Annotated in this window: 24 protein-coding genes; 16 read left to right on the top strand and 8 right to left on the bottom strand. The window is 32.2% G+C overall.

Annotation, left to right across the window (positions count from 1 at the left end):
- The first annotated feature begins 18 nt into the window (after positions 1-18).
- From LNP27_RS10500 to LNP27_RS10430, 15 genes are all read left to right on the top strand, one after another.
- Positions 19-903 carry an MlaD family protein gene (locus LNP27_RS10500; protein ID WP_229941564.1) on the top strand — a complete coding sequence of 295 codons (885 nt, stop codon included), beginning with the start codon at positions 19-21 and terminating at the stop codon, positions 901-903.
- A gap of 119 nt (positions 904-1022) precedes the next feature.
- A complete protein-coding gene (locus LNP27_RS10495) occupies positions 1023-1232 on the top strand; it encodes a hypothetical protein (RefSeq protein ID WP_229941563.1) in 210 nt (69 codons plus the stop codon).
- A gap of 69 nt (positions 1233-1301) precedes the next feature.
- Positions 1302-1511, top strand: a complete 210-nt coding sequence (locus LNP27_RS10490; RefSeq protein ID WP_229941562.1) for a hypothetical protein — start codon at positions 1302-1304, stop codon at positions 1509-1511.
- 247 nt (positions 1512-1758) lie between these two features.
- Positions 1759-1935 (top strand): CsbD family protein, encoded by a 177-nt coding sequence (locus LNP27_RS10485; RefSeq protein WP_229941561.1) that lies wholly within the window; start codon positions 1759-1761, stop codon positions 1933-1935.
- A 156-nt stretch (positions 1936-2091) separates the two neighbouring features.
- Complete coding sequence (locus tag LNP27_RS10480) at positions 2092-2550, top strand: sll1863 family stress response protein (RefSeq protein WP_229941560.1); 459 nt, start codon at positions 2092-2094, stop codon at positions 2548-2550.
- A gap of 198 nt (positions 2551-2748) precedes the next feature.
- Positions 2749-3387 carry a porin family protein gene (locus LNP27_RS10475; RefSeq protein WP_229941559.1) on the top strand — a complete coding sequence of 213 codons (639 nt, stop codon included), beginning with the start codon at positions 2749-2751 and terminating at the stop codon, positions 3385-3387.
- A gap of 35 nt (positions 3388-3422) precedes the next feature.
- On the top strand, positions 3423-3575 hold the full coding sequence (locus LNP27_RS10470) for a lmo0937 family membrane protein (protein ID WP_139259470.1): 153 nt from the start codon (positions 3423-3425) through the stop codon (positions 3573-3575).
- Positions 3576-3625: 50 nt separating this feature from the next.
- Positions 3626-3778, top strand: a complete 153-nt coding sequence (locus LNP27_RS10465; RefSeq protein ID WP_139257287.1) for a lmo0937 family membrane protein — start codon at positions 3626-3628, stop codon at positions 3776-3778.
- Between the two features lie 52 nt (positions 3779-3830).
- Entirely contained in the window at positions 3831-4157 is a 327-nt protein-coding gene (locus LNP27_RS10460) for a YtxH domain-containing protein (protein ID WP_229941558.1), read from the top strand.
- Positions 4158-4195: 38 nt separating this feature from the next.
- A complete protein-coding gene (locus LNP27_RS10455) occupies positions 4196-4543 on the top strand; it encodes a hypothetical protein (RefSeq protein WP_229941557.1) in 348 nt (115 codons plus the stop codon).
- Between the two features lies 1 nt (position 4544).
- On the top strand, positions 4545-4886 hold the full coding sequence (locus LNP27_RS10450; protein WP_229941556.1) for a hypothetical protein: 342 nt from the start codon (positions 4545-4547) through the stop codon (positions 4884-4886).
- A 1073-nt stretch (positions 4887-5959) separates the two neighbouring features.
- Positions 5960-7738: an Ig-like domain-containing protein gene (locus tag LNP27_RS10445; protein WP_229941555.1), complete on the top strand. Its 1779-nt coding sequence runs from the start codon at positions 5960-5962 to the stop codon at positions 7736-7738.
- Positions 7739-7807: 69 nt separating this feature from the next.
- Positions 7808-9841: an outer membrane beta-barrel protein gene (locus tag LNP27_RS10440; protein WP_229941554.1), complete on the top strand. Its 2034-nt coding sequence runs from the start codon at positions 7808-7810 to the stop codon at positions 9839-9841.
- 228 nt (positions 9842-10069) lie between these two features.
- The gene (locus tag LNP27_RS10435) at positions 10070-10540 is read left to right on the top strand and encodes a nuclear transport factor 2 family protein (RefSeq protein ID WP_229941553.1); all 471 of its coding nucleotides are present in this window, start codon (positions 10070-10072) and stop codon (positions 10538-10540) included.
- On the top strand, positions 10530-10976 hold the full coding sequence (locus LNP27_RS10430) for a DUF1572 family protein (protein WP_229941552.1): 447 nt from the start codon (positions 10530-10532) through the stop codon (positions 10974-10976). The genes LNP27_RS10435 and LNP27_RS10430 overlap by 11 nt, the downstream gene beginning before the upstream one ends.
- A 74-nt stretch (positions 10977-11050) precedes the next feature.
- On the opposite strand, the gene LNP27_RS10425 is transcribed toward LNP27_RS10430, so the two are convergent.
- The 8 genes from LNP27_RS10425 to LNP27_RS10390 form a co-directional block, all read right to left on the bottom strand.
- Positions 11051-12103 carry an o-succinylbenzoate synthase gene (locus LNP27_RS10425; protein WP_229941551.1) on the bottom strand — a complete coding sequence of 351 codons (1053 nt, stop codon included), beginning with the start codon at positions 12101-12103 and terminating at the stop codon, positions 11051-11053.
- Between the two features lie 106 nt (positions 12104-12209).
- Positions 12210-13415 (bottom strand): tetratricopeptide repeat protein, encoded by a 1206-nt coding sequence (locus tag LNP27_RS10420; RefSeq protein ID WP_229941550.1) that lies wholly within the window; start codon positions 13413-13415, stop codon positions 12210-12212.
- 97 nt (positions 13416-13512) lie between these two features.
- Positions 13513-14190, bottom strand: coding sequence for a metal-dependent hydrolase (locus tag LNP27_RS10415; protein WP_229941549.1), 678 nt, complete (start codon positions 14188-14190; stop codon positions 13513-13515).
- 155 nt (positions 14191-14345) lie between these two features.
- Positions 14346-15305, bottom strand: coding sequence for a 1,4-dihydroxy-2-naphthoate octaprenyltransferase (gene menA, locus LNP27_RS10410; protein ID WP_229941548.1), 960 nt, complete (start codon positions 15303-15305; stop codon positions 14346-14348).
- A 114-nt stretch (positions 15306-15419) separates the two neighbouring features.
- Complete coding sequence (locus LNP27_RS10405; protein WP_229941547.1) at positions 15420-16922, bottom strand: PH domain-containing protein; 1503 nt, start codon at positions 16920-16922, stop codon at positions 15420-15422.
- Positions 16922-17443, bottom strand: coding sequence for a PH domain-containing protein (locus tag LNP27_RS10400; RefSeq protein ID WP_229941546.1), 522 nt, complete (start codon positions 17441-17443; stop codon positions 16922-16924). The genes LNP27_RS10405 and LNP27_RS10400 overlap by 1 nt, the downstream gene beginning before the upstream one ends.
- A 179-nt stretch (positions 17444-17622) precedes the next feature.
- The gene (locus LNP27_RS10395) at positions 17623-18453 is read right to left on the bottom strand and encodes a 1,4-dihydroxy-2-naphthoyl-CoA synthase (RefSeq protein ID WP_229941545.1); all 831 of its coding nucleotides are present in this window, start codon (positions 18451-18453) and stop codon (positions 17623-17625) included.
- Positions 18454-19184: 731 nt separating this feature from the next.
- Complete coding sequence (locus tag LNP27_RS10390) at positions 19185-20039, bottom strand: CvfB family protein (RefSeq protein ID WP_229941544.1); 855 nt, start codon at positions 20037-20039, stop codon at positions 19185-19187.
- 272 nt (positions 20040-20311) lie between these two features.
- Here LNP27_RS10390 and LNP27_RS10385 point away from each other — a divergent pair, with 272 nt between their 5' ends.
- Positions 20312-20650, top strand: a complete 339-nt coding sequence (locus LNP27_RS10385) for a cupin domain-containing protein (protein ID WP_229941543.1) — start codon at positions 20312-20314, stop codon at positions 20648-20650.
- The last annotated feature ends 161 nt before the right edge of the window (positions 20651-20811 follow it).

Raw genomic sequence — 20811 nt, 5'->3', positions numbered from 1 at the left:
ATATAAAATAAAATAAAGATGATGAAAGAATCTGGATATCAATGGAAATTAGGAATGTTCGTAGTTCTAGGATTAGTTCTTTTTGTAGGAACAATTTATTTTGTTGGAAAGCAAAAGAATTTGTTTGGCTCTACATTTGAATTGTATTCAAAATTTAATTCAGTAAGCGGTCTTGCGATAGGAAACAATGTGCGTTTATCTGGGATAAATGTTGGTACAGTTGATGACATTGACTTTCTAACAGATACTACTGTTGTGATTAAAATGGTGATAAAAGAGGAGGTTCGTCAATTCATCAAGAAAGATGCTTTTGCAAGTATTAGTTCAGATGGTTTGATGGGTGATAAAGTTTTAGTTCTCAATGCTGGAAAAAACTCAAACGTACTGGTGGAAAATAATGATTACATTAAGTCTAAGAAATCAGTAGAAATGGATGATTTGATGGTAAGCGTTAAAAAAAGTGTAGATAACGCCGCTGTAATTACTGCTGAGTTGGCTCAGTTTAGCTCTAGCATGAACAATGGAAATGGTGCTTTATCAAAACTTGTTTCTGATGAGCAGTTTGGAAACAGCATCAAGAACACTATTTTAAATTTAGAAAACAGCACTAGTGAATTCAAAAGGTTTACAGTCAATATGAATAATGGCAAGGGCGCTTTGTCTAAATTAGTTAGTGATGAACGAATGGGTAAAGTTATTGACTCATCGTTGACTAATGTGAAGACGGCTACTAAAGGACTTAATGAAGTAATAGAAGCTGCGAAACACAATTTCCTATTAAGAGGTTTCTTCAAGAAAAAACAAAAGGAAGAAGATAAAAAACAAGATGAGCTGGATGCATTAGAAGAAGCGGCGATGAAGCGAGAATTAAAGATGGATACTGAAAACGATTCTTTAAAATAACTGATATTCAATAGCTTTATGGTATTTAAGTGGTATCTTAACAGTGAATTAAAAGTCAGCATCTATTAGAGAGAGTAAGGATATTGATAAATAATTTTTAAGTTAGTAAATCGACCATTATGAAATCTGTAAACGAGCTCAACAAAGCGATCCTTGATATTACTATGAAAATATACAATGAGTATCCTGAACTCGCTAAGTATTTATCAGAACTACCGGTGACTATTCCTGATACTAGTAAACCAGAAATAAACATCAAAATACTGCAGGACTATCACGAGACGCTGTCGAACATTGTTAAAAAATATGTTTCTAGCCAAATACAATAGTGATACTATAGACCAGCTGCTACTTGAATGAATAAATGAAGAATTTTTTATGAATTATAAACTAAGATTATGAAAACTGAAAAAGAACTTAACGACGATATTCTAGAAATCACAATGAAAATACGTAACGAGCATCCAGAGCTTATTAAATATTTAGATGAGTTGACCATAACCATTCCTGATAAGAGCAGCCCAGAAATTAATCGAAAAGTATTAGAAGATTATTACCAATCTTTATCTAAAATCTTAATAAAATATGTCCAGCAAGAAGGACAGTAGTATATAAAATACTAACCATGTAAGATAAAATAAATAAGAAAATTGAACTCTACTATTTTGATAAGAGAACCATTACTGACTATTCGTTAAAAAGATTTATTATTAGATCTATAGCGAATAGTCATTTTTTTTCAAAATCTGTGAATAAAGCAAGTATTTCTAAAAGTTATATAACAGATGATTTACAAAATCAAGCCAAATTTGTAATTAGAATTATTTTAACTGTAATACAATATATATGGATTCGATGGAGCTGCAAGGAAACTGGGAACAACAGAAAGAAAAATTAAAAGAAAAATTTGCCTTGCTAACAGATAACATATCAATCTTCTCAGAAGACAAGAAAGAAGAAATGTTAAATAAATGCCAGGATAAATTAGGAAAGACAAGAGAAGAATTAATCAAAATATTTGATGGTCTCTAATGAAAATGAGAGTTAATAGAGGACTCTAAAGTTATATCCAATAAATAACCTACTCTATTAACAGTATTCTCTTTTGCATAAAATCTTTTAACTTTTTTAATTCAAAATATTACAACAAAAATTAACCTATTTAAATAACACTAAAAATAAATCGACATGAGAAAAACAATTTTAAGTCTAGCTTTATTAACAATGACAGCTGGAACAGTATTAGTAGGATGTAAAGATGCTTCAAAGGAAGAAAATGAAGCTAAAGAAAATGTACAAGAGGCTAAAGAAGATCTTAATGACGCTAAAGTAGAACTTTCTGATGCAAGAAGAGCTGCAACGGAAGAAGAATGGAAAGCTTTTAAGGATAGTACAAATGCAGCTATCTCTCTAAACGAAAAGCGCATTGCAGATATGAAAGCTGATCTGAAAAAAACCGGAAAAACAATCGATTCTGAATATCAGAAAAAAATTGTTGAACTGGAAATGAAAAACAAAGAGATAAAAAGTAAATTAGAAATGTACAAGAATGATGCAAATAGTGATTGGCAATCGTTCAAAAAAGAATATAACCGTGACATGGAAGATTTAGGCGAATCGCTTAAAAACTTTACAGTCAAAAATTAATACAATTTTTAAAAGGCGAGTTTTTAACTCGCCTTTTTTATATCAACTCACTAAACCAAAGCCATTTATATGATTTTATAAAGCATAAATCAGGACGAAAGTGTGAATTTTGTAAAATTAACAAAAAGTCTTGTAACAATAAACATCTGTTAACTTCTGATCTTTGTAATATAATAATTCAATCAAAAATAAACAAAAATGAAAAATTCAAAAAAATTAATTTTCGCATCATTAGCATTGGGTTTAATGTCTATCTCAGGAATTCAAGCACAGGAAAAAACAGCTTCTTTTGGTTTTAAAGGAGGGTTAAATTTCTCGAACTTATATACTGATCAAGTAGACGACAATAATGTATTAACAGGTTTTAATGCAGGTTTGTATGCTAAATTTCCAGTCGCAAAAGGTATTGCTATTCAACCAGAGATTAGCTACACCACTAAAGGAGCTGAACTAGTGTACAATAATGCTTTTGCAAATGGTACAGCTAAATTCAATGTCAATTATATTGAAGTTCCTGTGCTATTAGTAATGAATATCACGGATAACTTCAATGTTCATGTAGGTCCTTATGCAGCTTATATGGTGAGTGGAAAAACAGAAACAGATTCGAACATCTTCTCTTCTCAAAATCAATTAGACACTAATGATTTTAACAAGTTTGATGCAGGTATTGCTGGAGGTTTAGGGGTAGATTTAGATGCACTAAACTTTGGAGTGCGTTATAACTATGGTTTAACTAATGTAGGAAAAGAAAGAAACTACGCAGGAACTGATTATACTTTTCCAGATGCAAAAAATAGTGTATTAAGCGTTTACGTTGGATTACGATTAAACTAAAAAAAAAAATAATTAATCATAAAAAACTAGAAATCATGAGCAATTTACTTTACACTATCGCGGTAATCTTAGTTATATTTTGGGCGATAGGATTCTTCGCTTACAGTGCGGGATCTATAATTCATATTTTACTTGTTATTGCTGTAATAGCAATTCTATTTAGACTTATCTCTGGGAGGAAAGTATGATGCAATTGATTAAACAGTAATTAATTATTAACTCTTTAAAATAAAAAAACATGGGTAATCTACTTTATACAATAGCAGTAATACTAGTCATCTTTTGGGCAATCGGATTTTTCGCATTTAGCTTAGGATCAATCATTCACGTACTTCTTGTTATTGCAGTTATTGCAATACTATTTAGACTAATCTCTGGAAGGAGCGTATAAATAAATTTAAACAATTAAAAAAAAAATTAAATAACAATAAAAATTAACAACTATGAAAGCAGATAAAATAATATTAGGAGTTTTAGGTGGAGTTGCAGTTGGAGCATTATTAGGAGTATTGTTTGCACCTGAAAAAGGGGACAAAACAAGAAAAAAAATCATGGAGAAAAGCAACGACTATGCTGACGAACTAAAAGACAAACTTGACAGTTTGTTAGGAACGGTTTCTAGCAAATACGATAAATTAAAAAGAGAAGGTGAAAGCTTGTATGCTGAAGGAAAATCAAAATTCCAAGATGCAAAAAATGAAGGTCAGGATCTAATCGCTGAAGGAAAATCAAAATACAACGAAGTAAAAAACGATATTAAAAATAACTAATACCGTATTACAATAGTTATTATTTTAAAATTTATATCATGGAAAACAACACATCAACAATAGAGACGCTTTTTGAAAAAGCCGAAGACTATACGAGAACAACAGCAGAATTAATGAAATTGAAAGCAGTGGATAAAACGGCTGACGTTGCATCTTCAATGCTATCACGTGGAGCTGTTTCTATTGTTTTTGTGATGTTTGCCTTTTTAGTAAACATTGGTTTATCATTATGGGTTGGTGAATTATTAGGAAAGGATTACTACGGATTCTTTATTGTTTCAGGTATCTATTTAATTATTTCCATTCTACTTTACATCTTCAGAGATCCTCTAATTAAACTTCCAGTAAGTAATTTTATAATTGAAAGAATGCTTAAAAAAAGCTAATATGAAAAAGATTAATCACACTAGCACTTTAAAAGAAGCCATAGCATTATTGAAGCGTAAGCAAGAACATGAATTAATAGAACTTAAGGACCAATACTTTTATACATATGAAAGCCTTAAGCCAGCTAACTTGATAAAAAAAGCATTTGGTCAAATAGCTAACTCGTCTGAATTTAGAACTAATGTTGTTAGTAATGTAGTAGGATTAGCGACTGGTTATTTAAGTAAAAAAGTTTTAATAGGCTCTACTCATAGTCCCGTAAAAAGGATATTGGGAACACTATTACAATTTGTAATAACAACAGCAGTTAGTAAGCGTACGGAAAAAACTATAGAAAATTAATTATAGCATTTTTAACCATTTTAGCGTACACCTTACATATATTATAATGCTATAAAAATCATAAACTTTCCAATTTCTTTTGGGAAGTTTTTTCTATTAATATAAGTATTATATAAATCATGAAAACAGTTATTCAAGGTGATGACCTAGTAAAGAACAGTTAATTACTAAACAATTGACTGATAAAAGAACTGATCCCACTATGGCATTATCTGATAAAGAGTACTTTTTTTTGCAGAAAGCGCCGTAGTAAAATCTTAAGTTAAATTAAAATAAGCTAATGAACAAGTAGTCTGTCAAAAAAAGCATGAAGCAAAATTAATATTAGTTAATAATAAACTCATTTTTCACTATCAGGAAAAAGAAAATCTAACTGCTGAACTATTGATTGCCAATAAAGAGCTAGCGTTTCAATATCATGAAAAAAAAACACACTTTGCAACTCCAAAATAGAAGCAACGAGCTTAATTTGGCAAGAAAACATAAAATAGAGTACAAAATAAGAGTAGAAGAACTCATATTTATGACTTATCTTAAAGTAAGACAGCCAATTGTAATTATCCTAGGTATCTCCATCCTACTATAGCATTCTACAAATTCAAATGAAGAGCTTTAAAAAATTTTTAGAATGTAAAACAGTCTGTAATCTCGTTAGATACTTTCACTACTGAGTTAACAATTTTAACTTACAAGCTCAAACAAATGAAAAATGAGAAACTCTAATTCATTTTAACAACTTCGTAAAAATAATTATTCTTACGTTAAATTTCTTCCCAACTCTATATTAGAACTACGTACGAAATGCTGCATGTCACCAAAGTAGAGATAGTACTGTTAATTTTTAATGCGTTTTTTTATTCTTCAATGCCTTTTTAGCATTATTCATAGAACTTTCTATGTTTTCTAATCTATATAATTATCAGTAAAAATAAACGGTCACATTCGAATGATTTTTCATAAAATAAAAAAAATTAAGTGAATTTCACAAGTTTTATATTTAATAGTGTAAGTCTTTCAACCGTTTTATAAATCACCTTTGGGGTACAAAATACTTAAATCCCAAAATGATAAAAATGAAAACAAAAAAATTGATTTTAAGCTATGCAATACTATTTATTGCATTAGTTTCAGGATGCGCAAGCGATGATTTCCAAGAGAAAGTTGGAATCTGTCCTATAGTAGAATTCACCACTCCAGTATTGAATGCTTTAGCAGTGCCAGTAAATAATGTTGTTACTATCACTTTTAATGAAGAGATGGATCCTGCATCAATTACTCAATCTTCTATAACTTTGACTGGATCTAGTCTCGTAGCAGGAATAGTAACCTATTCTGGTAAAACAGCTACTTTCACACCATCATCGCCTTTAGCTGAAAACACAACCTATACAGGAAGAGTAAAAACTACTGTTAAGGACTTAATGGGCAACGCTCTGCAAACTGATTATGTTTGGGCATTTACAACTGGTTTAATTTTAAGACCAATTGTTATTAGTACTGATCCAATAAACAATGGTACTGACGTAGTTTTGAACAAAGTCATCTCGGCTACTTTTAATATGCCTATGAATCCATCAACGCTTAACGCTAGCACTTTTACAGTAAAACAAGGAGTAAACACAGTGCTTGGAACTATTTCATATAGTGGTTCAACGGTATCGTTTACACCTACAATTGCTTTAGATGCTAATACTACATACACCGCTACAATAACCAATGGAGCAAAAAACTCTTCAGATACAGCATTATTAGCTAATTATGTGTGGACTTTTAAAACAGGAATTAACCCAACTATTATTGCTACTGACCCTTTAAATAATGTAATAAATGTAAATCTTTTAAAAACGATAACTGCTAATTTTAGTGTAGCAATGGATCCAGCAACTATCAACGCTTCTTCTTTTACTTTAAAACAAGGAACAACAGCAGTTTTAGGAACGGTTTCTTATTCAGGAGTTACCGCTTCATTTGATCCTACAGTAGCTTTACAAGAAGGGAAAGTTTACACAGCTACAATAACAATAGCTGCTAAAAATACTGCAGGAATTCCATTAGCTACTAATTATGTTTGGAACTTTACTACTACAGTAACACCTCCAGTTGTGGTTTTACCACCATCAATAAGTCTTGGTACAGCTGCAATGTTTGGTGCTTTTGGTGGAAACGCTGGAATAACTAATCAAGGACTGAATACTGTAATTAATAATGGTAGTCTTGGAACTACAGCTGCATCAACATTAGTAACAGGATTTCATGATGCTAATGCTATTTACACTGAAACTCCTTTAAATGTAGGTAATGTTACAGGAAGAATTTACACTGCACCTCCCGCTCCAGGAACAGCAACTTCATTTGCAGTGGCAAGCCAAGGATTGCTTGACGCAAATGCTGCTTATCTCAGTATTTCTCCAGCTTCAAAACCAGGTGGTATTGATCCAGGAGCCGGTGAATTAGGTGGACTTACACTAGCTCCGGGAGTTTATAAATCAGCTAGCGGTACGTTCAAAATAAGCAATGGTAACTTAACATTAGATGCCCAAGGAGATCCTAATGCAACGTGGATATTTCAAACTGCAGCTGGACTTACAGTAGGAATTGCTGGACCAACAGGAGCGAAAAGTATTATAATGAAAAATGGAGCATTAGCTAAAAATGTATTCTGGTACGTAGGTACTGCAGCAACCATCAATGGTGCTGGTGGTGGAGTTATGGTAGGAACAATAATCGCTAATGCAGGAGTTACATTCTCAACATCAGGAAATGCTGCTCAAACAGTGCTTAATGGTAGAGCTATTTCTCTAGTAGCATCTGTAACAATGGTAAATACAACAGTAAACGTTCCAAGTAACTAAATAAAACTAATAATCCATCCCACTCAAATTTGGGAGGGATATATTAAAACTTTATAAAAAACAAACAAAATGAATAGTATAACAAATTATAAAAAGGCACCTCGTAAATCGTGGTCAGCTAATACTTTACCTATAAAAAGCCTATCATTAGCATTTCTGACATTTTTAAGTGTTCAAAATGAAATCGCAGCACAACAAACACAAGAACTAAAGTACGCAAAACCTTCTTGGTTCTTTGGTGTTGCTGGTGGAGCAAATTTTAATTTCTACCGTGGCTCTACAAATCAGTTGAATGCTAGTTTTACACCACCTGCAACATTTCGTGATGGAGACGGCGTTGGACTTTTCGTTGCACCACTTTTAGAGTATCGCCCGGCGAATTCTAAATGGGGAGTGATGCTACAAGCTGGTTATGATAGCCGCAAAGGTACTTTTGACCAAGTAAAAACAGCATGTGACTGTCCTGCTGATTTAACTACTAAACTTAGTTATATTACTGTAGAACCTAGCTTGCGTTTTGCTCCATTCAAATCAAACTTCTATCTTTATGGAGGTCCACGTTTGGCTTTTAACCTAAACAAATCTTTTGAATATCAATTAGGCATAAATCCTGCTTTTCCAAATCAAACTCCATCAGCAGTAGTGACGGGTGATTTAGACAACGTTGAAAAAACTCTTATTTCTATGCAAATTGGAGCAGGATATGATATTCCGCTTTCTGCAGATACTAAAAAAACGCAATTTATTCTATCTCCTTTTGTTTCGTTCCAACCTTATTTTGGTCAAAATCCTCGTTCAACTGAAACGTTGAATATTACCACTATTAGAGCTGGTATCGCTCTTAAAATGGGACAAGGTAAAAACATTCAAGAAGCAACCGATATAATAAAAGATCGTGAAGTCCAATTTACTGTAAACTCTCCTAGCAATATTCCTGGTGAAAGCAGAATGACTGAGGTTTTTCCATTAAGAAACTACGTTTTCTTTAATGAAGGATCTACTGAAATTCCAAATCGTTATGTAGTTTTAAATAAAACTCAAGCCACAAATTTCAAAGAAAATCAATTAGAATTGTTTGCTCCTAAAAACTTAGCAGATCGCTCTAAACGCCAAATGACAGTGTATTACAATGTACTAAACATTCTTGGAGAACGTATGCAACAGAATCCTTCAGCGACAATAACATTAGTAGGATCTTCGAATAAAGAAAATTCAGATGGTCTTGAAATGGCTGAATCAGTTAAAAGCTACTTAGTAAACGTGTTTGATATTACCGCTTCGAGAATCGCTACTAAAGGTCAAGAAAAACCAAGCATTCCATCAGAACAGCCAGGTGCAAAATTAGAATTAGTTTTATTACGTGAAGGTGATCGTAGAGTTTCTATAGAAAGTAACTCTCCTGATTTATTAATGGAATTTCAAAGTGGTCCTGATGCATCATTGAAACCAGTACAAATCGTAACTTCACAAGAAGCACCAATTGATAGCTATATAACTTTCAACAATAAAGGCGCTGGAGAAGCATTGTCTTATTGGTCATTACAAGTAGCAGACGAACAAGGAAAAGCACAAGCATTTGGACCTTATACGGAAGATGAAGTTAAAATCCCTGGAAAATCAATTTTAGGAAGTCGTCCAGAAGGTGATTATACTGTAAAAATGATTGGTCAAACTAAAAGTGGTAAAATTGTAGAGAAAGAAACTCCAGTTCACATGGTACTTTGGACTCCAGCAAAAACTGTAGAAGGTATGAGATACAGTATTATCTATGAATTCAATACTTCAAAAACAATTAAGATGTATGAAAAATACCTTACTGAAGTGGTAACACCTAAAATTCCTGTTGGAGCAACAGTAATTATCAAAGGACATACTGATATCATTGGTGAAGAAGCATACAATCAAAAGCTATCTCTTTCTCGTGCAAACGATACCAAAAATATTATTGAAGCAGCTTTAGCTAAAACCGGAAGAAAAGATGTCAAATTTGATGTGTCTGGATATGGTGAAAATGAAAATAATGCTCCTTTTGAAAACAAAACTCCTGAGGAACGTTTTTATAATCGTACCGTAATTATTGATATAATTCCTGCTAACAAATAACTCTCTTAGCATAGCATAAATTTCAGCAATGAATAAAAGGATAGAAAATTAAAAGTCTATCCTTTTTTTTGTGCCAAAAAATAAAAATGACAATTTTTAAGTGTTTAAATATGTAGTAGCTAATTCCTACTCTATTTATGAAATCAAACTTTCTCCTTCCAATTTTGATTTCAATTTACCTATTTTGTAAAAAAATTAGTATTTTTACTATTCAATTAATTTTGCAGAATGACTTCAAACGAAAAAACAATTACCAAATTTTACACCGCTTTCGCAAATGCTGATGCAAAAACTATGTGTGAATGTTATCATCCAAATGTTCAATTCATAGATCCAGCCTTTGGATTATTAATAGGAAATGATGTTTGCCAAATGTGGAAGATGCTTATTGAAAAAAGTAAAGGAACTATTAAAGTTGTATTTTCAGATGTAAAAGCAGATGAATATATGGGTTCAGCAAAGTGGATTGCTACTTATCAATTTAGCAAAACGAATAGAACAGTAATCAATAAAGTCCATTCTAAATTTCATTTTAAAGACGGTTTAATTGTTAAACACAGCGATCATTTTGACTTTTGGAAGTGGTCTAAACAAGCTTTTGGAATAAAAGGATATTTATTCGGTTGGACTGGTTTTTTCCAAAGGAAAATAGAAGAACAAGCCTTAGCATCATTAAAAAAGTATAAAAATGCAAATTGAAACACTAAAAACCTTATTCAACAGAGATCTCAATAAACTAAAACAGGAAATTGAGTTGTACCAAAATGAAAATAATCTTTGGAAAATTGAAAAAGGAATCTCTAATTCAGCTGGTAATCTTTGTTTGCATTTGATAGGAAATCTCAATAATTTTATAGGATCTGAACTCGGAAAAACTAATTATAGTAGAAACAGACCTCTAGAATTTTCACTTAAGCATATCCCTAAAACAGAATTGATAGAGAAAATCGAAGAAACGATCCTTGTACTTAATAAAACACTCGAGACTGTAACACCAGAAATACTGCAGCAAGAATATCCAATTTTAGTTTTTGAATCTAAGACTACTACCGAATTCTTTCTGGTTCATTTGTCAACTCATCTTGCCTATCATTTAGGACAAATAAATTACCACAGACGTTTGTTAGATTCCTAAAATAATAAAATATTAGCTGTTTTATTTAAATAATAAAGAAACCAAAGATTTATTTTTTACAACTTTTTAATAATTTATAAACTACTAAATTCATTAAAATCGAACTCCCAGTTTACTTCTTTTTCATACCACAATTGTCCTTCAGAAACCGCTAGAGGGCAATCAAAATTATTAGTATAAAGTGCCCCAGTACCTAGTCCTTGAGGCAACAAATTATGTTGTAAAAAAGTCCATTGCGCAATAGCATTTAGCCCTATATTACTCTCTAAAGCTGAGGTAATCCACCACCCAATTTTATACTTTTCCGCTAACGAAATCCACTCTTGAGTTCCTCGAAAACCACCTACAAAACTGGGCTTCAAAATGATATATTGTGGTTTGATTTTGACTAATAAATCTTCTTTTTCAGCTACTGTAAACACACCAATTAACTCTTCGTCTAGCGCGATTGGAAAAGGGCTCCTTCTACACAGTTCTGCCATCCTGTCAGTGTTATTTTTTAGTATCGGTTGTTCGATGCTATGTAATTCAAATTCAGATAATTGTTTTAATTTATCTAAAGCTATATCTAAACCAAAATCGCCATTTGCATCAACCCGAATTTCGACTTGCTCTGGAGAAAAATGCTGCCTAATAAAGCGCAGTAATTGCAGTTCGACATCAAAATCTATAGCGCCAATTTTCAGTTTAATACATGTGAAGCCATCCGCCAGTTTTTCCTCGATTTGTTCCTTCATAAAACCTTCAGTTCCCATCCAAACAAGCCCATTGATTACCATGGATTTTTTTCCATTTGTAAAGTCAGAAGGAAAGAGTAAAAAAGGGTTTTCACTAGCTAAAGATTGAAACGCCATCTCGACTCCAAACTGGATGGAAGGATACTCTAATAAAGCCTCCCAAAGCTGGTCTTTTCCCAACTGAATATTAGCACATGTCCATTGTAATTTTTCTTCATAATCCGGTCGATCATCAATACTCAATCCCCGAAGAATTCCACACTCGCCTATTCCTTTTTTACCATCTTGCTCTAAAATGATAAACCAAGTTTCTTTTTCATTCATCACGCCGCGGGAAGTGCCGGAAGGCCTTTTGAAATCGAGTATGTATTTGTAATAGCTTGCTTTCATATTTTGTTTAACCACAAAGGGCATTAAGGATTTTCGGAAGTTTCAAAAAGAAATTTAAAATAATACTAGTATATGATGCAACAGAAACGACTTATTACGAGACGCACTAGTTAAACAAATTCAAAACTCTTCCAAAATCCTTATTTTGAATTCCTACTTTTTTGAATATCTCAAAGTCTTGTTTTACTTTTTCATTCCAACTCAAACTATCCGTTACATTTTGAGCTTGGTATTCCTTATAAATAGCTTTAGCCGATGAATAATTGTCATTTAATAAATAGGCATGCGCTAAATTTAGTTTTATCAATAGCTCAACATCATCGAGCTTCTCGCCTTCCTTAAGGAATTTTATAGCTTTCCCATATTGTTTTGTCAAAATATAATTACTCCCAATGGAATTATAGTCTAATGCAGTTGCTTTTCCATCATTAATTATTATTGCTAATTTCGTGATAGCTTCACCTTGTTTTCCTTGTTTTGCTAACAAAGCAGCTTGTTTACGTAAATCTTCATAAACAGCCGTTGAAAGATTAATTTCTCCAAAACAACTGTTACCAAAATCCTTGAAAGCTTTAGCACGCTCTACAGCAAGTAATTTCTGAAATTCCTTGAACTTATACTTCGTTTGTATTTTATCCAATATACAGACACAAAAGTCGTCTGAATTGCTCATTTTTTGAGCCAAATTAGAAGTTTTACATTGCTCGATTATTGATTTTTTGTTTTCAGTAGTCCAACCTCGACTGAGTTTATTATCTACCCATGGCACCACTTCAAGAATAACTTTTTGATTCATGATCCAATTCTTGCTTTCGAAACCAAACCATAAATTACTGGAATTTGATTTCATACAAGCTGATTTTTCTGTAGAAAGTAATTTCGCATCCTTGCTTACAGGCGTATCTTGCACTAAACAAGCGTTATCCGTTTTTCCGTTTTCTTTATATTTTGTAGCCAAATCTGCAGATGAGAAAATCGCATACTTGCATTTATCTTCTCCTGAAATTTTAGATAAGATGAAAACGGCTCCTGCTGAACCTTGCGTAATTCCTGTAGGATCTGGAATTGATTTTAAAACTGAAACCAAGCTACCAGCCATTTGCTGATTTTTATCCAAAAGTGTTATTCTAAAAACGACTTCGGTAGTTCCTTCTGGAAAATCTTGGGTTTTAATAATGATTCTATTTCTTGCGGAAACTGTAATTTCTTCGGTTGTAGCTCGGGTTTTGTCCCAATAACCGTCTTTTTGTGCAAAGCTGGTATGAAATGCAAGTGTTATTAAAAGCAGAAAAAATATTCTTATCGTATTCATGTTCTTGATTGACTTGGTTTTTAGCCCAGATAGAAGTGGAAATCCCACGCTTTTGGGCATGGATTGTAACGGATAGCTGGAATAGCTCCAAAAAAAACTACAACTCTATTGATGCACCTATTTCTAATAACATTAAATCTTTGCCTTTATCAAAAAATTTACGAATAGCAGCTTCGTGATCAATTTCAATATATCCAAAAGTATCGTAGTGATATCCAAGAATCTTATCACAATCTACAAAATCAGAAGCGATAATTGCATCATCAACATCCATCGTGAAATTGTCCCCTACTGGAAGGATGGCTAGATCCAATTTAGTACGCATAGGAATGAGCTTCATGTCCATGGTAAGCGCAGTATCACCAGCGATATAAATGTTTTTATGTTCGCCTTCAATAACAAAACCGCCAGGATTTCCTCCATAATTTCCATCAGGAAATGAGCTAGAATGAATAGCATTTACATATTTCAGTTTTCCAAAATCAAAATTCCAACTTCCACCGTGATTCATAGGATGCGATTGGAAGCCTTTGTTAGCATAATATCCCGCAATCTCAGCATTAGAAACAATAATCGCATTAGTTCTGCTTGCAATCGCCTCGACATCTAGAATATGATCGCCATGCGCATGTGTCAGCAAAATAAAATCAGCTTGCAAGGTATTGATATCAATATGCGCCGCTTTTGGGTTTGCAGAAATATATGGATCAACTAAGATGTGTTTGCCACTCACTTCGATTCCCAAAGAGGCGTGGCCGTAAAATGTTATTTTCATTTGAATATCCTTTTAAATCCTGTTCCTACCGTTCCCATTATCCCTAAAATATAAATAAACAATGAGTCAGCTGAAACTAGATAATTGTTATTTTTCATTAAAAGTATAACTGATTTTTAAAATTAAATTTTTTAAATAAAATTTGAAATTTGAATTTATCTACCTCCCAAAAACAAATTCACTACTAAATCCGGAATTAAGGAAACCATACACAGGGCCAATAAAATAGAAAGTGCAAATGTACTTAAAGCTAACTTTTTCAATTCAGGATCTAAAGCCCTAGGATCTTGATTCTTATAAACAGTTCTTAAATGCTTAATTAAAGGAATGTAAGCCAATACAAATAGATATTGATCGAAGCGATAGTCACTCAATACTGCAAAGAGCAGAACTAAAATCATTGCAGTAACAATTAAAAAGTAATGATATTTCTTAGCTTTTTGTCCTCCTATTTTAACAACTACCGTATTTTTATTTGATTTTCTGTCAGAGGCTTCGTCTCGCATATTATTCAAATTCAACACTCCTGTACTCAATAATCCTATTGCAGCAGCTGGCAGAAATAAATTAAAATCTAATTGCTCAGAATATAAAAAATTCACACCGATGGTACTTACTAATCCGAAGAACACAAAAACAAACACATCACCAAAACCTCGATAGCCATAAGCAGTATTACCAACGGTATAGCGAATTGCAGAAGCGATTGATAATATTCCAAGGAGCAAGAAAAACAAAGAATACCAAATATTAGTATCGCTAAAAGCAAAGTAGATTAATATTATGGCTGATAAAAGAGTCAAAACTGAAGTAATGGCAATTCCTATTTTCATTGCTTGAGGCGAAATAGCACCACTTTGAATTGCGCGTTGCGGCCCAACTCTGTCTGAATTATCAGTTCCCTTTATTCCATCGCCATAATCATTAGCAAAATTAGATAAAATCTGTAATCCTAAAGTCGTAAGAATAGCGAAACCAAAAATAGTCCAGCTAAACACATCTGTAGGCGTTTCGATATTATCTGTAGGACGCAAGGCGTACATACTTCCCACAATTATTCCCGATACTGATAAAGGTAACGTTCTTAATCGTGCTGCTTCAATCCAATGTTTCATTTTATTCCGTTTATTTTTTTCACCGCGAAGGTAGATCATTTTTTATTTTTATTTTTACTGCAAAGGCATTAAATCATAAAGGCACACCTATGAAAGGAATTATTAAATTAAAAATTACATCCAATTACTTTCCGACCTTTCAATATTGTACAACCAATGATTTATATGTTGCTTTAAAATCGTAAAATTTCCTAATTGAAAAGCTAAATCACCGCCTGCTGTGTGTATAATTACTGAACCAATATCAGCTTTTTTATGCCAAAAAAGTTGAGAAGTTGTAACTCCTTGGATTTTTTTAGTATCAATAATCGCATTGTCAATATCCCACGCACCACTTTGTTTAATGATAAAATCATCACTAATATATAGTCTGTTGTTTAGATATCCAAAACAAATAATCAACCCAATAAATACTACATATATCGACACTACAAAAGCATAATCCATTATACTTTGATCTACAAAATTAGCACAAACAAAAAACAGTACAACAGGAATCAATATACACACAAAAATTGAAAAAACCAATTTGCGATAATTAGGCTTTAACTGAATTCCCTTTTCAGGCATTACATGAAATAGAAGTTTAAATATAGCCGTTTTCTCGTTTTCGTCGCATCCTGGAATTTCAATAATAGATTTACTATTCTGTCTGTCTCCACTTGTAGCTTGCTTAATCTTTATCTCCAAAATATCCATTTTCTTTTGAAAATAATTTCTAGTCACTGTTACAATTTGCACTTTTTCAGGCTTTACAATTGTACTTTTGGTATTTAATAATCCAAAAGAAAGAAATAACGAATCATTGTGCTTAATCACTTGGTAGTTGTAATATTTAAAAACTACTCGAATCAGATTGATAACTAAGATTAAGCCTATCATTACGACAAAAAGTATTGCTATCGACCTAAAAGCTAAATTTTGATCAATATAACTATCCAATTGTTCATCAGTAACTTCATATTCAGGAATTACTTTTTTAACACTATCAAATATTGTAGTTAAAAATGCCAAAACCAATCCAAATGTTTTTACATAATTAGTTGTAATACCTACTTTTAACAAACTCAAAAAACTAATTTTAACAAAAGGCTTCTGAGAATCAATCGATGGTTTTAAAAACTCCTCCTCATTGACTAACGTAACATTCCTTACTTCATTTTCTAATAATTTTGTTTTTAAAGCCACAGCAAGCGGGTGCGAAATAGCTTTTATTCTTCCCTCTTTTTTAGCGCTTCCAGCAGTATCAACATTAAGTTCATAAACGCCAATTATACGCTGTAAAAATGATTGATTAATATCAACTTGCTGAATCCTTTCTAGCTGAATAATTGTTCTTTTTTTATTAAGAACGCCTTCATTAATGATAAACTCCTCATTTTTACTATCCAAATGAAAAGTGAAATTCAAATATTTTAAATACGCAACTAAAACTATTACAAGCAAAAAAGCAATGATACCAAGAGCTAAATAAGCGCTATTTAATTGCTTAAACTTAACAAAGTAAATAAGTATTACTGGCCATAAACCACGAGCCCAAAGCTGTAAAGTATCAACAAACATCACCAATACTCCAATAGGAGACTGTCTTTGAGGCTGATTAAATTGCTCTTCCATTACAACGATTTTTGTATTTTACCCATCAACAATTGTTTAATATTTTCTGCCTGTTCTTTTTCAATTCCGGGAATTTCAATATCACTTGAACTTCCACCAGCGGTGAAAATCTCAATTTTTGCTAGACCAAAAAACCTCGAAACTAATCCTTCATGCAAAGCCACATGTTGCACTCTGTTATAAGGAATTACAATAGTATTAGTTGCAATAACACCGTGTCGATACAACACATCATGCTCTCTAAATGCAAAACCTTTTTTCTGAAATCCTAGAATGGAAAAAAGTATAATCAAAGCACAAAAAACTGGAATTGTCACACCTAAAATCAACCATAATCGACCAGAAAAGATGTCTGGATTATATATAGAAAGCATTATAGGTACCAAAATAAACACTGCTATAACAACAGCCAAATTGATCAAAACTACTCTTAAATATTTAGGATGCAAAGCTGTAAAAACTACTTCTTCAAACTTAGGCAGACGAGAAGTATCAATTGTTTCATTTGAGAAATTTTCCATTTAATTATTTTATTTACTGCAAAGACATTTTTTCAGAGCCACAAAACTGAAAAGCTCTAATTTTATTTACATTCTCAGAATTAAATTATTAGGACAATTATATAGTGTTAGGCATCAAGAATGTGAGTAATAATTTCAGCATTATCAAAACTGAACACTACAAATTGAACACTATTTATTTAAGGCAGCCATTTTTTTTCAAAATTTGGTTTTCTTTTCTCTAAAAATGCGTTTCTACCTTCTTTAGCTTCTTCAGTCATATAGGCAAGACGAGTAGTTTCACCAGCAAAAACTTGTTGTCCAACCATACCGTCATCAGTAAGATTCATAGCAAATTTCAACATTTTGATAGCCATTGGCGATTTATGCAAAATTTCCTGAGCCCACTCATAAGCCGTATCTTCTAATTCTGCATGCGGAATAACAGCATTTACCATACCCATATCCATTGCATCTTGAGCAGAATAATTGCGCCCTAAAAAGAAAATTTCTCTCGCTTTTTTCTGTCCAACCATTTTAGCTAAATAAGCAGAGCCATACCCGCCATCAAAACTAGTTACATCGGCATCCGTTTGTTTAAAAATAGCGTGCTCTTTGCTGGCCAAGGTCAAGTCGCACACTACATGCAAACTATGACCACCACCCACAGCCCAACCAGGAACTACAGCAATAACTACTTTAGGCATAAAACGGATCAAACGTTGTACTTCTAATATATTTAAACGATGCTGCCCATCATCACCCACGTATCCTTGATGTCCGCGCGCGTTTTGATCGCCACCACTACAGAATGAGTACACTCCATCCTTAGACGAAGGTCCTTCAGCAGACAACAAAACAACTCCTATAGAAGTGTCTTCTTGAGCATCATAAAAAGCATTATAAAGTTCAGCAGTTGTTTTCGGACGGAAAGCGTTGCGTACTTCCGGTCTATTAAAAGCAATTCTGGCTACGCCATTGCATTTCTTATACGTAATATCTTCATATTCTTTAGCAGTAATCCAATCCATTTTACTCTGTTTAAATTATTTTAGCGTAAAAATAAATCATTTTTCGCAGTATATCTATTCTATTGAAATAAGCTTGCAGTAATCCTTATTTGGCGAAGAACTTTTATATGTTAAATTTTAATGAAAATTATGTTTTAACATTTTCGAACGCAAAATATCCTTAACTTTACATTAAGTTAATCAGACAGATACACTTTATTTGTCTTTTCAATTATCATTTTACTCACTGAATTATTAACCTAAAAAAAGAATTTTTTGAATACACTTAAAAATGTTGTCGCTCCTTTTTCTTGGTTAATAATCAATAATATGATTTCAAAAACTTTGAAAAACGAGATAATTAGAAAGTCGTTTGCAATAGAACTACAAATAATAAAGTAACACCTACGGTTAAAACGAAGATTTATTTTTCTTGTTTCTGCAATAGCGGAACATTAATAAAAAAATGTTTAGAAAATAATCTTTTAATAATTATAGAAACCAATGGCTAACTGTGAAATTAAATTTAAAGATTCTTAGCAATAGATTAGATAATTAAAAGACAAAAAAAGAAAGTTAAAGTAATTTACGCTTAAGTTAATATTTACAAAAAAGTATCAAGAATACTATTGTTTTAAAGGCGGATAGAAATACTTTAAACTACCATTTATAATAATGCTGGTAGAATTAAATATTCTAAAACAGCGTTAAAAATAGAAAGACTAACCGTTTTCGATTAGTCTTTCTTTTTTTTACTCCTTAACCAAGTAAATTCCGTCTTCCTTGATTTCTATTAATTTCTCTTTATACAAAGCACCAATTGCTTTCTTGAAGGTTTTCTTACTCATCTTCAAAACCGTTTTAATATCCTCAGGATGCGAATTATCAGTCAGTCGCAAGAAACCACGACTAGCTCTTAACTCATCAAGTATTTTTTCAGCATTTGGCTCAATACTTTCGTAGCCTTGAATTTGCAATGCTACATCAATTTTATTGTCAGGGCGAATCGTTTTGATATAACCACGCATACGATCTCCAGTACGAATAGCATCATCATAAACTTCATCTTTGTACAACAAACCTTTATGTTTCTCGTTAATGATTACATTTATTCCTAATTCGGTAATATGAGACACAATTAAATCAACTTCTTCTCCTTTTTCAACCGTAATTTCTTCATTTTTAAGAAATTGATTTGTCTTACTTGAAGCAACTAAGCGGTTTGTTTTTTCATCCATGTAAAGATAAACTAGGTATCGTTTCCCTTTTTCCATAGGACGCGCCTGCTCTTTATAAGGAACCAAAATATCTTTTTCCATTCCCCAATCCATGAAAGCACCTACTTGATTGACATAATTTACACGTAAAAGTGCAAATTCATTCAATAAAATATAAGGCTCCAAAGTGGTAGCAACGGGACGCTCTTCGTGGTCTAAATAAACAAAAACAATAAGCTCCTCGCCTATTTCAAATTCATTTGGAACATATTTGTTAGGTAGTAGTATATCGTGTATTCCTTCTGGATCCGTATCTGGAGTTCCTAAAAATAATCCTACTTTAGTATCACGAAGTATTGTTAATGTATTGTATTTTCCTATTTCAATCATTTTCTTAAAATTCTTAGTCGGTTTCGACTCTATAAGCGGCAAAGGTACAAAGATTTAATTAAGAAATAATTTTGATTACCATTTATAAAATCCTATTTTTATATATAATTACTGCACTTATATTTCCGCGAAAAAAATTCTTTCCCCTATTTTAAAACATCAATAACACTTTAAATAAAGACTCTAAACTAGCTTTTAAGGTTGAAAAGCGTATCTTTATGAATAACTAAGAATACAATTGCACAATAATTTATTAAACACAATAAAAAATAATGAAAACAGCTTCTTTAAGAAAAGACCTTCAATACAATGAAGATAAAGTAGCCATCAAAGTTATGATGGAAACAGAGACATCAAAAGAAATCAGAATACTTTTTAGAAAAGGACAAGTAATGAAAGAGCATAAAGCAGGCTTTCCCATCACGGTCGAAATTCATCAGGGGAGCATCAATTTTGGTGTAAGCGGTGAAAAAATGATTTTACAAGCAGGAGATTTAATTTCTTTAGATGCAAATGTACCTCACGATTTACATGCAGAAGAAGATAGTATAGTACGACTAACTTTATCCAAATTAGACACTGTTGAAAGAGTAAAAAAAGTACTTGAATAATATTGAGACTTCTCTAGTATATAAGGTTTAGTTATAGTTTTAGTGAGTATTATTACCCATCTTTTTATTAAGAATTATCGCATTTCAAATACCTCAGAATCAAGTAAACACTTTAAAAAGCTTGGATACTTTCTTTTACAGAGACTTAGTGAGAAACTGAT

The sequence above is a fragment of the Flavobacterium galactosidilyticum genome (assembly GCF_020911945.1).
In the GTDB taxonomy this organism is placed as follows: Bacteria; Bacteroidota; Bacteroidia; order Flavobacteriales; family Flavobacteriaceae; genus Flavobacterium; species Flavobacterium galactosidilyticum.
Note: the sequence above shows the minus strand (reverse complement) of the source record. Positions and strands in the feature narration are given on the sequence as shown.